The 12,449-nt window shown below is 71.1% G+C and carries 9 protein-coding genes; 2 read left to right on the top strand and 7 right to left on the bottom strand.

From position 1 onward, the window contains the following. Positions 1–56 precede the first annotated feature (56 nt). From MNOD_RS24940 to MNOD_RS24920, 5 genes are read right to left on the bottom strand one after another with little or no spacing between them, the layout of a single operon-like run. Positions 57–713 carry a DUF3306 domain-containing protein gene (locus tag MNOD_RS24940; protein ID WP_015931731.1) on the bottom strand — a complete coding sequence of 219 codons (657 nt, stop codon included), beginning with the start codon at positions 711–713 and terminating at the stop codon, positions 57–59. Beyond that, complete coding sequence (locus MNOD_RS24935) at positions 713–1,249, bottom strand: DUF3305 domain-containing protein (RefSeq protein WP_015931730.1); 537 nt, start codon at positions 1,247–1,249, stop codon at positions 713–715. The genes MNOD_RS24940 and MNOD_RS24935 overlap by 1 nt, the downstream gene beginning before the upstream one ends. After that, positions 1,246–2,250: a DUF6352 family protein gene (locus MNOD_RS24930; protein WP_015931729.1), complete on the bottom strand. Its 1,005-nt coding sequence runs from the start codon at positions 2,248–2,250 to the stop codon at positions 1,246–1,248. The genes MNOD_RS24935 and MNOD_RS24930 overlap by 4 nt, the downstream gene beginning before the upstream one ends. Then, complete coding sequence (locus MNOD_RS24925) at positions 2,247–2,810, bottom strand: DUF6505 family protein (protein ID WP_015931728.1); 564 nt, start codon at positions 2,808–2,810, stop codon at positions 2,247–2,249. The genes MNOD_RS24930 and MNOD_RS24925 overlap by 4 nt, the downstream gene beginning before the upstream one ends. Next, positions 2,807–3,550 carry a biotin/lipoate--protein ligase family protein gene (locus tag MNOD_RS24920; protein WP_043752037.1) on the bottom strand — a complete coding sequence of 248 codons (744 nt, stop codon included), beginning with the start codon at positions 3,548–3,550 and terminating at the stop codon, positions 2,807–2,809. Before MNOD_RS24920 ends, MNOD_RS24925 begins: the two co-directional genes overlap by 4 nt. Positions 3,551–3,712: 162 nt before the next feature. On the opposite strand from MNOD_RS24920, the gene MNOD_RS24915 reads away from it, so the two are divergent. Continuing rightward, a complete protein-coding gene (locus MNOD_RS24915) occupies positions 3,713–5,683 on the top strand; it encodes a 4Fe-4S binding protein (RefSeq protein ID WP_050783550.1) in 1,971 nt (656 codons plus the stop codon). Between the two features lie 335 nt (positions 5,684–6,018). On the opposite strand, the gene glgA is transcribed toward MNOD_RS24915, so the two are convergent. Beyond that, positions 6,019–7,560, bottom strand: coding sequence for a glycogen synthase GlgA (glgA, locus tag MNOD_RS24910; RefSeq protein ID WP_015931725.1), 1,542 nt, complete (start codon positions 7,558–7,560; stop codon positions 6,019–6,021). 202 nt (positions 7,561–7,762) lie between these two features. Beyond that, on the bottom strand, positions 7,763–9,385 hold the full coding sequence (locus MNOD_RS24905; protein WP_015931724.1) for an alpha-amylase family glycosyl hydrolase: 1,623 nt from the start codon (positions 9,383–9,385) through the stop codon (positions 7,763–7,765). Between the two features lie 486 nt (positions 9,386–9,871). Between MNOD_RS24905 and MNOD_RS24900 the strand changes: the two genes are divergently transcribed. After that, the gene (locus MNOD_RS24900; RefSeq protein WP_015931723.1) at positions 9,872–12,391 is read left to right on the top strand and encodes a glycogen/starch/alpha-glucan phosphorylase; all 2,520 of its coding nucleotides are present in this window, start codon (positions 9,872–9,874) and stop codon (positions 12,389–12,391) included. Positions 12,392–12,449: the final 58 nt, after the last annotated feature.

Below are 12,449 nucleotides of genomic sequence, written 5' to 3'. Positions count from 1 at the left end.
GGTGTGACGCCACATTATACCTTGGGGGCAGCGGAGCAATCCTACTTTTTAATGCATCAAAGCGGCATCGCGCCGCCGTGACGGCGCGTCCTGGCCGGCTTCGCGGCTTTTTCGGCCGCCTCTGGGGCCGTTCCGGCAGGTTCGGGGGGCAATTCCGGCAAAAGCTCCGTCGGCATCACCGGCACGGCCGGCGCCTCCCCGGCGCCGGGATCCGCCTTCGGTGATGGCACCGCCCCAACGGCGGGCCCCTCCACGGGGGCTTCCGCAGGCTCGGACACGGCCGCGCCTCTCGATGCGGCCGTCGGGGATTCCACCGGTGTCCGCCTCTGGCCGAAGATGCGCTCCACCATCTCGTCGACCTTGTCGACCGAGAGGAGCGGGCCGGCGCCGGGCACCGCGCCGGGGGTGTTCCAGTCCCAGGCATATTCCCGGGCCTCGCTCACGAAGTCGCGGATGGCCGGGTCGAGGGACCACATCCGGCGGAGCGCGGCGTTGCGCAGCAGCTTCGGGACGCCGGCGCGCAGGAACGGCGTCAGGTCGGTCTCCGGGGTCAGGGCATCGAGGGAGGGGAGCTTCGCCAGCTCCTCGGGCGGAAGCTCCGGCTCGGCCGGCGGCGCGACCGACTCCGTGACCGATTCCTTGACCGATCCTTGAGCCGGCTGTGCGGCCTCGCGCTTGCGGCGCGACCAGCGGGCGAGGAAGTCGCCGCTCATCACCGCTCCTCCCGCCGCGGAATCTGACGCGCCAGCGCCTCCGGGTCGGCCCGGTCGCGCTTGCGCTTCTCGAAGGGACGCTCGACGTGGTGGGCGGCGTAGTAGGCGGCGAGCCAGGCCTGCAACTCGGGCGGCATCGGCACCGCCTCGACGATCTCGCCGATGCCTTCCGCGAGGGATTCGCCCTCGTACGGGTCGGCCGTCACCGTGGCGATCTCGTAGGTCTCGGGCCCCGCCTGCCGGAGCGCGATCCACAGCGAGGGGCGGCCCGAGGCGAGGTTGTCGCCGTAATGCGAGGTCTCGGCCGGATGCAGCTCGACCACATGGGCGCCCGCGTAGAAGGTCTCCTCCGCCTCGCTCGCCGTCAGGCGCGTCCAGGGCGGCGTGTCCGGTCGGCCGGGCAGCACCGCGACGGGGAGCCAGGCATGGCTGGCCCAGGGGCCCTTGAGCCGCCGCTTCGCAACGATCACGCCCACCTCGAAGCGCGGCTCGATCGGTGCCGGCGTCCCGGTCACTGGGGGATCGACGGCAGTCACAGGGTCTCTCCCACGATCGGCAGCCCGGCGATCAGGTTCTGGGGCTTCACGGTCACGCGGCGGTCCGGCGTCATCGCGAGCAGCAGGTAGACGGGCTGCGATCCGACCCGCGGATCGATGCCGGCCGGGTCGGCGAAGGTCAGCGTGAACAGGGCGAGCACGCGGGCGCGGGCGGCCTCGTCGAGCGTTTCTCCGCGCCAGAGCGCATTGCCGATGCGTGTCGCCTCGGCGTCGAGGCCGACGAACCAGCGCCAGTCGCTATCCTCGATGCGCGCGCGCGGCGTCACCCGCACCTCCCGGTGCAGCAGGTGGCGCACCCAGGCCTCGATCACCCGGGCGAGCCCCTCGCGGCTGTTCGGATCGGAGCCGAGGTTGAGCGCCATCGTGAAGGCGTCCGACCGGCTCCAATAGGTCCAGGCGGTGTCGGCGGTCAGCACGTCGAGTTCGCCGATCGGCTCGCGGCCGAGCATGGCGACGAGGGGCGACGGGCGGCTGTTTCCCTCCGCCATCTCGACGATCTCGGCATCGGCCAGGAGCAGGCTGCTCTCGCCCGTCGAGACCGCCTGGGGCCGGAAGAACAACTCGCCCGCCCGCAGCACGAAGGGATCGTCGCAGCCGTCGAGGGCATTGCGGAGGATCAGGTGGACGAGCTGGTTGAGGAACAAAGCCGGCGTGCCGGCGCTGCCCCGCCGCACGAGATCGAGATAGGCGTCCTCGACGGAGCGCGCGGCGAGGAGGCGGTCGCGGAAGGCCAGCACCACCTGCCAGTTCTCGCGGGCATCCGGATCCGCGATTGCCGCGATCTCCGCGCCGGCCACGGGCCGGCGCGGGGCGGCGGAGAGGCGCGCATGCAGGCTCTGCTCGGCCGCACAGGCCTCCTCCGGCGGCACCAGCTCGGGCCGGGCCAGATAGGCGAGGAGGAGCTCGTCCGTGACCGCGAGCCCGCCGCCCTCGGTGCGCCGGGCGAGGTGATGCCCGCTGGAGACCCAGAATTCCGTCACGGCACCCTGCTCCCCGTCAGGCCGACGAGGTCCACCTGCTCCTCGGGCTCCTCGTCGATCTCGGCGAAGTCGAAGGCCCGCGCATAGGCGTGCCGGCGGTCGCTGCCCGGAACCGCGCCCTCGCGGGGGCGCAGCAGGCGGAACTGCTCGCGGATCCCGCCCGCGTCGAGGCTGCGATGGAGCGCCAGCACGCTGTTGACCGGCGGCTGGCAGAGGGCGGCGGCGGCTTCGATCTCCTCGCGGGCGGCCTCGCGCGCCAGCGCGAGGCTCGGGGCGCCGAGCCGCTCATGGATCTGCGCAGCCAGGGTCTCGACGGCGGCCTCGCGCTCGGCCTCGCTCGCCTCGCTCACCACCACGAGGGTCGAGAAGCCGAAGGAGCGGATGCCGAGGAAGCCCGACCGGAAGGCGATCCGCTCCTTCGGCGAGAGGCGTGCCGGATCGGCGTCGAGGAACAGGAAGGAGCCGGTGACGGCCCATTCGCCGGGCTCCGCGGCCTGCGCGAAGACCAGCGTGTCGGACGCGTCCACGCGCAGCGTGCGGGGGAGCTTGAGAGCGGTCACAGGCGCGGCGCTCCGGTGGCGGGATCGAGCCATGCGGCCACGTCGAGGGCGGAGCGCAGGGATAAGAGCCGCGTCCCGGCCCCGGAGGAGGCGAGGGCGTCGCCGCTGTCAGTGAGCGCGAGCCGCTCGCCGGGCGGCGCGGTCAGGAAGGTGCGGTAGCGTTCCGCTCCTCGCGCGAACCCGTCCTCCTCCAGCACCGACAGGCCCTTCATGACGTATTGGGCGAAGCTCTCGACGATGAGGCAAGCGGCCTCGCGCGGAAAACCTTCCTCCTCGAGCGAGGTGGATTCGGGCGTGAGTCCCGGATCGCCCGCATGCCGCTTCGAGGCGATCAGCATGGCGGAGAAGACGAGCCAGTCCGGCACCGCCTCCTCGGCGCAGTCCTTCGGCCAGGCGAGCCGCCCGCCGCCGAGGCGGGCTCCGTCGAAGCGCAGGGTGTCGGGCCACGCGATGGCGATCGGCTTGTCCGGCGGCGCGTGACTGCCGAGCGCGTCCGCCAGCGCGCCCATGCCGATCAGGAAGACGCGGCGGGCGAGCGCCAGCGGCTCCTCGGGCGCCAGCACCAGGGCGGCCTCGATCACGCTCCCGTCCGCGGCGAAGACCAGCGTTCCGGCCGCATCCTCGGCGGCGGCGCGACGGCAGGCCTCCGCATGGGCGCAAGCCCCGGCACCGAGCGTCACCAGCGTGAAGGGCGGAGGCAGCATCAGGCGCGAGGCGGCGCCCTCAGCGGCAGCTTTCATGATCGGTTCCATGGCGGGGGACCTGCGCCCACATGTCGGGTCGCACTTTTTAACGACTCCTAATATAGGCACGAAATCCCCAGCAAGGGACCCGAATTGCACAGGTTCAAGGACGAGACGGTGTCGGAGCGCGTGGTCATCGCCTGTTCCTGCGAGGGAACGATGCCGCTCGACACGGAGGCGATCGGGCGGGGATGCGGCGGCCGGCTGGAGACCGGCCACCAGCTCTGCGGGCGCGAGCTCGACCGCGTGCGCCGGCTCTTCGCCGCGGAAGCAGCGGTGACCGTGTCCTGCACCCTGAAGGCGCCGATCTTCGACGCGGTAGCGCAGGAGGAAGGGGCCGAGGGCCGCGTTGCCTACGCCAATATCCGGGAGGCGGCCGGCTGGTCGGACGAGGCGGCCGAGGCCGGTCCCAAGATGGCGGCCCTGCTCGCCGCGGCCGCCGAGCCGATGCCGCCGGCCTCCGTCGTGACGCTGGAGAGCGAGGGCGTGGTCCTCGTCTACGGGCGGGACGAGACGGCGATCGAGGTCGGGCGCCGGCTCGCCGACCATCTCGACGTCACGGTCATGCTGACCCAGCCCGGCGATGTCGTACCGCCCCGATTCGCAGATTTTCCCGTGCTCAAGGGCACGATCCGCACCGCGACGGGGCATCTCGGCGCCTTCTCGCTTGCCATCGATGACTACGCGCTGCCGGCCCCCTCCTCCCGTACGCGGCTGGTCTTCGGAGAGGCGCGCCACGGCGCGACCTCGACCTGCGACCTCGTGGTCGACGTCTCGGGCGGCACGCCGCTCTTCCCGGCTCATGCGCTGCGCGACGGCTATCTGCGGGCCGATCCGCGCGACGCCGCGGCGGTCGAGCGCGTGATCTTCGAGGCCTCGCACCTCGTCGGCACCTTCGACAAGACCCGCTTCATCGACTTCAAGGACGGGCTCTGCGCCCATTCGCGCTCGCGCATCACCGGCTGCACCCGCTGCCTCGAGGTCTGTCCCACGGGCGCCATCGCGCCCGCGGGCGACCACGTGGCGGTGGATCCTTTCGTGTGCGCGGGCTGCGGCGCCTGCGCCTCCGTCTGCCCGACGGGGGCGGCCGCCTACACACTGCCGCCGGCCGACGCCCTGATGCGGCGCCTCCGCCGCCTGCTGCGCGCCTACCGGACCGCCGGCGGGCGCGATGCCGTGCTGCTCATCCACGATGGCGACCACGGCGAGCCCCTCATCGATGCCCTCGCCCGCTTCGGGGCCGGGCTTCCGGCGCGCGTGCTGCCGGTGCGGGTCAACGAGGTCACGCAGATCGGGCTCGAAGCGCTCGGCGCCGCCTTCGCGTATGGCGCTGCCGCGGTGCGGCTGCTCCTGCGCGCCCGGCCGAAGCACGACGTCGCGCCTCTCCGCACGAATATCACCCGCGCCGACGCGATCCTGCAGGCCCTCGGCTACGGTCCGGCAGACGGCGCGCCCGTCGTGTCGCTCATCGAGACGGACGATCCGGACGCCCTCGGCCAGGCGCTCGCGGACACCGCCATCGGCACCGCCACTGCGGCGCCGGCGGGCTTCGTGCCGGAGGGCGACGCGCGCAGCGTGCTGCGGCTGGCGATGCGCGAGCTGCACCATGCGGCGCCCCGGCCGGTCGACCGGATCGCGCTCGATCCCGGCGCGCCCTTCGGCGGGCTCGTCTTCCGGACGGAGGCCTGCACGCTCTGCCATGCCTGCGTCGGCGCCTGCCCGACGAGCGCGCTCTCGGATGATCCCGACCGGCCGGTCCTGACCTTCTCGGAGAGCCTCTGCGTCCAGTGCGGGCTCTGCGCGGCGACCTGCCCGGAGGACGTCATCACGCTGGAGCCGCGGCTCGATTTCGCGGCCTGGGCCGCGCCGCGGCGCACGCTGAAGGAAGAGGAGCCGTTCGCCTGCGTGACCTGCGGCAAGCCCTTCGGCACGCGCAGCACGATCGAGCGCATCATCGGGCGCCTCCAGGACAAGCACTGGATGTTCGCCGGCAGCGCCGGACAGACCCGGCTGCGGGCGCTGATGATGTGCGACACCTGCCGGGTCTCGCACGTGGTGGCCGAGAGCTTCGACCCGCACGCCGCGCCGGGACCGAAGACGACCGAGGACTACCTGCGTGAGCGGGGCTGAGGGGCTGCCCGGTCGGCCAGCCGGACGCCGCCGGTCTTGATCGAACCTGAGATGCGTGGAGGCCGCTACGCACCCCGGCCGGCCACCCGGATCTCGGAACGGCGTTCAGAGGTGCTTCGAGGCCCGCTGGCGCGGGCACCTCAGTTTCGCTTGAGACCGCGTCAGCCCACGCGACGAGTCCGCCCGACGCGTCCAGCGACGATCATCGATCGGCTCGCCCGCTCTCCCTGTCCCGGGTCGCATTCCGCTGACGCTGCATGCGCCCGGGACAGGGAGAGCGGGAAGGGGCGGAGACGCTGTGATCCGCTCTCCGAACCGATCGTCCGGAAACCGGATCACGCCGCCCGCGAGCGCAGCAGCTCGGCGCCGTTGCCCATCGTCCGGGCATAGAGCGCGCTGTAGCTGAGCGCCGCCTTGTCCCAGCCGAAGCTGCGGGTCATGGCGGTGCGGCGCATGGTGTTGAGGTGGCGCTTCGACGCGAAGGTGTCGAGGGCGCGGCGAATGGCGCTGGTCAGGCCCTTGAGCGACGCCTCCCCGAACAGGAACCCGGTGACGCCGTCCTCCACCGTGTCGGCGAGCCCGCCGGTGCGGTGAGCGATCGGCAGGGAGCCGAAGCGCTGGGCATACATCTGCGCGAGGCCACAGGGCTCGAAGCGCGACGGCATCAGCAGGAAGTCGCTGCCCGCGAACATCCGGTGCGCATCGGTCTCGTCGAAACCGATCCGCACGCCGACCGCGCCGGGATGCCGCCGGGCGAGATCGAGGAAGGCGTTCTCGAAGCGCGGCTCGCCCTGGCCGGTGACGACGAGCTGGCCTCCCTCCGCCACGATCGATTCCGCCGCCGCGAGGGTCAGGTCGACGCCCTTCTGGTGGACGAGCCGCGACACGATCGCGAAGAGCGGGCCGCGGGAGACGCCGAGGCCGAAGCGCTCGCGCACCGCATCCGCGTTGGCGCGCTTGCCCTTCCAGTCGTCGGGCTCGAAGGCCGTGGCGAGGTGCGGGTCCGTCCGCGGGTCCCAGGTCTCGTCAATGCCGTTGAGGATGCCGGCGAGCCGGCCCTGCCGGGCGCGGGTGCGCAGGAGCCCGTCGAGGCCGCAGCCGAATTCCGGCGAGGTGATCTCGTGCGCGTAGGTCTCGCTCACGGTGGTGACGTGCGACGCGTAGAACAGGCCCGCCTTGAGGAAGGAGAGCTTGCCGTAGAACTCGACGCCGTCGATCTGGAAGGCGCCTTCCGGGACGCCGAGACGGCCGAGATTCTCGCGCGGGAACAGGCCCTGGTAGGCGAGGTTGTGGACGGTGAGGATGCTCGGCACCCGCAGGCCCTGCCAGGCCAGATAGGCGGGGGCGAGAGCCGTCTGCCAGTCGTTCAGGTGCAGGAGGTCGGCCGTCCAGTCCGGATCGGCGCCCTTCGCGAGTTCCACGGCGGCGAGGCTGAGGCGTGCGAAACGCAGATCGTTGTCCGGGAAGTCGCCGCCCTGGTCGCCGTAGGGCGAGCCGGCGCGGTCATAGAGCTCGGCATCGAGGAGCACGTAGACCGGCAGCCCGTCGCCGGTCTCGACGAGGCCGAGGTCGCAGGCCGGCAGCCCGTCCCGACCGGGAAGCTGGGCGACGACCGAAATCTCGGCGTAGCGCTCGATGACCTGGCGGTAGCCCGGGATCAGGATGCGCACGTCGTAATGCTGCCGCAGGGCCCGGGGCAGCGCCGCTGCGACCTCGCCGAGGCCGCCGGTCTTGAGGAAATCCGCCATTTCCGGCGTGGCGAACAGGATGCGCTGGCGCAGCGAGCCGTGGGAGGTGTCCGCGCGGCGACGGCCGGGGGGATCGGGGGGCGCAACGGACGCAGAAGACACGGAGCGCACGCACGCCGACCCCATCATCGAGAAAGCCCCCAACGCCGCGGGCCGAAAGAATGCTGGCGGAGGTCGCCACGGCGCCTGTTTCGACGCCGGCAACGCCCGCGAGCGTGGCCGGTTCCGCCGCGTCGCACAATATCGTGATCGGGCAGCATTTCAATTCAAAAAGCGCCGTTCGGCGAGAAAAAACGAGATTTATCCTTGAAAGGCCGAGCTTTTGTGAAGATTAACCTAGGTGAAGCTGGGCCGAATCCGACGCAGGCCTCTCCCTCAGGAGAACAAGGGCTTCGTCTCCCGCAAGTGCGAGATGGCCGTCCGCGGGCCTCTCGCCGATCCGGCTCCCGGAACTCGACAGCAGCACCCGCCAGCCAGAACCGGCGGGCAGGGGGACGCTGCAAGCGGCGTGCCCGAAATTCAGCAGGATGCGCAGCACCTCGTCCGCATGCTCCCGCTCGTACACGAAGACGTCGTTCTCGACCGAGACGGCCCGGTAGGCGCCGAGGCTCAGGGCCGCGTGCTCGCGCCGCAGCCCCAGCAGGCGGCGATAGAGGGTCAGGATCGAGCCGGGATCGTCGCGCAGCGTCTCGACGTTGCAGTTCGCGGCGTGGGGATCGAGGGGAAGCCAGGGCTCGGCGGAGGAGAAGCCGGCATTGGGGCTCGAGTCCCACTGCATCGGCGTGCGGGCCGGGTCGCGGCCGCGGCCAGGCTCGTTCTGCTCCCAGGGGTCGCGGGCGCGCTCCGGCGGGATCGGCACTTGCGCGAGCCCGATCTCGTCGCCGTAATAGAGGGTCGGGGTGCCGCGCAGCGTGAGCAGCAGGACGGCGGCGACACGCGCCTGCGCCGCGCCGACCCGGGCCGCGATACGGGGCTGGTCGTGGTTGCCCAGCACCCAGTTCGGCCAGCCGCCCGGCGGCAGCGCCGCCTCGTACTCGGCCACCAGCGCCGCGATGGTCTCGGCATGCCAGCGGGTCAGGATCAGCTGGAAGTTGAACGGCAGATGGGCGCCCGACAGGTCGACGCCGTAATAGGCCATCAGCCGTTCCAGCGGCAGGTAGATCTCGCCGATCAGCACCCGCTCGTCGTAACCGTCGAGCAGGGCGCGCATCTCGGCGATCACCTCCATCACCTCCGGCTGGTCCGCCGAGTAGAGGGGCGTGAGGCTGTTGATCTCGGCATCGCCCGGGACGTAGTCGGGGTTCGGCGGGTTGTCCCGCAGGGCCTCGTCCTTGATGAGATGCCAGATCACGTCGACCCGGAACCCGTCGACGCCGCGGTCGAGCCAGAAGCGCAGCACGTCGAGCATCGCCCGGCGCACCTCCGGGTTGCGCCAGTTGAGGTCGGGCTGCTCCTTCAGGAAGGCGTGATAGTAGGATTGGCCGGTGGCCGGATCCAGCGTCCAGGCCGGGCCGCCGAAATTGCTCACCCAGTTGTTCGGAGGCGAGCCGTCGGGCTTAGGGCTGCGCCAGATGTACCAGTCGCGTTTCGGGTTGTCGCGGGAGGACCGGCTTTCCTGGAACCACGGGTGCTCCACCGAGCTGTGGTTCGGCACGAAATCCATGATGACCTTGAGCCGGTGGCGGTGGGCCTCCGCCACGAACCTGTCGAAATCCGATAATGTGCCGAAGAGCGGGTCGATGTCGCAGTAGTCGGAGACGTCGTAGCCGTGATCGGCCATGGGCGAGCGGCAGACCGGAGACAGCCAGACCGCGTCGACCCCGAGCCAGGCGAGATAGTCGAGCCGGGCGGTGATCCCCTTCAGGTCGCCGACGCCGTCGCCGTTCGAATCCTGGAACGAGCGGGGATAGACCTGATAGACGGTCCCGGCCTTCCACCAGAGTTCACCGGGCATGGCTCGGCTCCGTTCTGCAGCGCTGCGGGTCGGGGAGATGGCAGGCGCGTGGACTCGTGCGAGCTGAGGCTCGTGCGAGACCCCGCGCAGACCTCCGCAGGCAAGCCGGAAGGGCGGCGCAGGTTCCCGCCCGGGCCTGTTTACAGCGCCCGCGTGACGGTCCGCCGACAGGTCGGGCGAGCACCGGCGCCGGAGCGTGCGGAACGGCACCGCCAAGCCGGCATTCGGGGGCGATGATCTGCACCCCTGCTCCTGGGTCATTCATGGCCGCTTCATCCCGGGGCGGCCACAGTCGTGTCCCGTTTCGATGCTACGTGTCGCGGCGGCTACAGGCCGGGAGACTCGACCGCGGAGGCGCCAACCGTCTCGACACAGCGACCGCAAGGTCACACGATACCGTAGGTTGGCCGTCATTTGCTGTACACAACGCGACAGAGAGCGCGGAGCAGCGAAGACGCCACCGGCGGCAGCAAAGGGGGTTTTGAGGTGCTGAACGAAGTTCTACTGGCAGGAGATCGCCGCACCGATGCCGCAGCGGACGAGCCGCGGGCGGGCTGGCGGCCGCCGGTCCCGAGCCTGTCCCCGAGCGCCGACACGGTGACGCTCCTGCATGACGCGATCCTGCGCAAGCTCGCCTACGCGATCGGCAAGTCGCCGGCCACCGCCCGCGACCGCGACTGGTTCGCCGCGACCGCGCTCGCCCTGCGCGACCGGGTGCTGGATGCCTGCCTCTCATCCGCCGCGCCGCCGGTGCCGCAGAAGCGCGTCTATTATCTGTCGCTCGAATTCCTGATCGGCCGTCTGCTCTCCGACGTGATGGGCAATCTCGGCCTCGCCGAGACGGCCCGCGCGGCCCTGGCCCAGCTCGGGGTCGATCTCGACGCCGTCGCGGGCGCCGAGCCCGACGCGGCGCTCGGCAATGGCGGCCTCGGGCGGCTCGCCGCCTGCTTCATGGAGAGCATGGCGAGCCTCGCCATCCCGGCCTATGGCTACGGCATCCGCTACGACCACGGCCTGTTCCGGCAGGTGATCGAGGACGGCATCCAGCGCGAGGTGCCGGAGACCTGGCTCGCCGAAGGCAATCCGTGGGAGTTCGAGCGGCCCGATTCGGCCTGCATGGTCGGCTTCGGCGGCGAGGTCGCCATGACGGTGCTGGCGGATGGCGCGATCCGCCGGGTCTGGCGCCCGGCCGAACTCGTGCGCGCCGTGCCCTTCGACACCCCGGTCGTGGGATGGGGCGCCAGGCACGTCAACGTGCTGCGGCTCTGGCAGGCGCGGGCGCTGGAGCCCATCGACCTCGCCCGCTTCAACGCCGGCGACCATGTCGGGGCGGTGGCCGAGCGCAGCCGCGTCGAGGCGATCTCGCGCGTCCTCTACCCGAGCGACGGCACGCCGGCCGGCCAGGAACTGCGCCTGCGCCAGGAGTTCTTCTTCACCTCCGCCTCGTTGCAGGATCTCGTGCGGCGCCACATCGCGGAGCGCGGCGACCTGCGCACGCTGCCCGACCATGCGGCGATCCAGCTCAACGACACCCATCCGGCGATCGCCGTGCCGGAACTGATGCGGCTGCTCGTGGACGAGCACGGGCTGCCCTGGGACGATGCGTGGCACGTCACGACCCATACCCTGGGCTACACCAACCACACGCTGCTGCCCGAGGCGCTGGAGACCTGGCCCGTCGAGCTGATGGAGCGGCTGCTGCCGCGCCACATGCAGATCATCTACCTCATCAACTGGATGCACCTCGAAGGGCTGTCGAAGCACGGCAAGGTCGATGCGGGGCAGCTCGCCGCGGTCTCGCTGATCGACGAGGCGCATGGCAAGCGCGTGCGCATGGGGCACCTCGCCTTCCTGGGCGCGCGCCGCGTCAACGGCGTCTCGGCGCTGCACACCGAGCTGATGCGCCAGACGGTGTTCGCGCCGCTCCACGCCCTCGACACCGACAAGATCGTCAACAAGACGAACGGCATCACCTTCCGGCGCTGGTTCCACAACGCCAATCCGGGCCTCACCCGGCTTAGCGTTGAGGCGGTGGGCGCGCGGGTGCTGGACGATCCGACGGCGCTCGAAGGGCTCGCCCGGTTTGCCGAGGACGCGGCCTTCCAGGAGCGCTACGCGGCGGTGCGGCGCGAGCGCAAGGAGGCGCTCGCCCGCGTGGTGAAGGACCGCACCGGCATCGCGATCGATCCGGCGGCCCTGTTCGACGTCCAGATCAAGCGCATCCACGAGTACAAGCGCCAGCTCCTCAACATCCTGGAGACGGTGGCGCTCTACCAGGCCATCCTGGCCGAGCCGCAGCGCGACTGGCCGGCCCGGGTGAAGCTCTTCGCCGGGAAGGCGGCGTCGAGCTACCATCAGGCCAAGCTCATCATCCGGCTCGCCTGCGACGTCGCCAAGCGCGTCAACGCCGATCCGGTGGTGGCGGGCCGGCTGCAGGTCGCCTTCGTGCCGAACTACTCGGTGAGCCTCGCCGAGGCGATCATTCCGGCGGCGGACCTCTCCGAGCAGATCTCGACGGCGGGCCTCGAAGCTTCGGGCACCGGCAACATGAAGCTCGCGCTCAACGGCGCGCTCACGATCGGAACCCTCGACGGCGCCAATATCGAGATCCGGGAGCATGTCGGGGACGAGAACATCTTCATCTTCGGGCTCACCGCGGCGGGCGTGCAGGCCACCACGGCCGAGCCCGGCTATGCGGCCCGCGCCATCGCGGCCTCGCCCCGCCTGAAGGCGGCCCTCGACCTGATCGCCTCGGGCGGCTTCTCGCCGGAGGAGCCGCACCGTTTCCGGCCGCTCGTCGACGAGCTCACCGGCCAGGACCGCTACCTGCTCACCGCCGATTTCGACGATTACTGGCGGGTCCAGCGCGAGGTCGATGCCGCGTGGCGCCGGCCGCGGACGTGGTGGCGCGCGGCCATCCTCAACACGGCCCGCACCGCGTGGTTCTCCTCCGACCGTACCATGCGCGAATACGCGGAGGACATCTGGCGGGTGGAGGTGGCGTAATACGGCTTCCGGTTGGATTCCTTCCGAGGTGAGGATGCGCGGGGAACCCCTCTCCCAC

Source organism: Methylobacterium nodulans ORS 2060 (assembly GCF_000022085.1).
In the GTDB taxonomy this organism is placed as follows: Bacteria; Pseudomonadota; Alphaproteobacteria; order Rhizobiales; family Beijerinckiaceae; genus Methylobacterium; species Methylobacterium nodulans.
Note: the sequence above shows the minus strand (reverse complement) of the source record. Positions and strands in the feature narration are given on the sequence as shown.

Bases quoted from the DNA above. Each gene is read 5' to 3' on its own strand.
- MNOD_RS24940 (WP_015931731.1), bottom strand. From the start codon at position 713: ATGAGCGGCGACTTCCTCGCCCGCTGGTCGCGCCGCAAGCGCGAGGCC.
- MNOD_RS24920 (WP_043752037.1), bottom strand. From the start codon at position 3,550: ATGAAAGCTGCCGCTGAGGGCGCCGCCTCGCGCCTGATGCTGCCTCCG.
- MNOD_RS24915 (WP_050783550.1), top strand. From the start codon at position 3,713: ATGCCGCTCGACACGGAGGCGATCGGGCGGGGATGCGGCGGCCGGCTG.
- glgA (WP_015931725.1), bottom strand. From the start codon at position 7,560: ATGATGGGGTCGGCGTGCGTGCGCTCCGTGTCTTCTGCGTCCGTTGCG.
- MNOD_RS24905 (WP_015931724.1), bottom strand. From the start codon at position 9,385: ATGCCCGGTGAACTCTGGTGGAAGGCCGGGACCGTCTATCAGGTCTAT.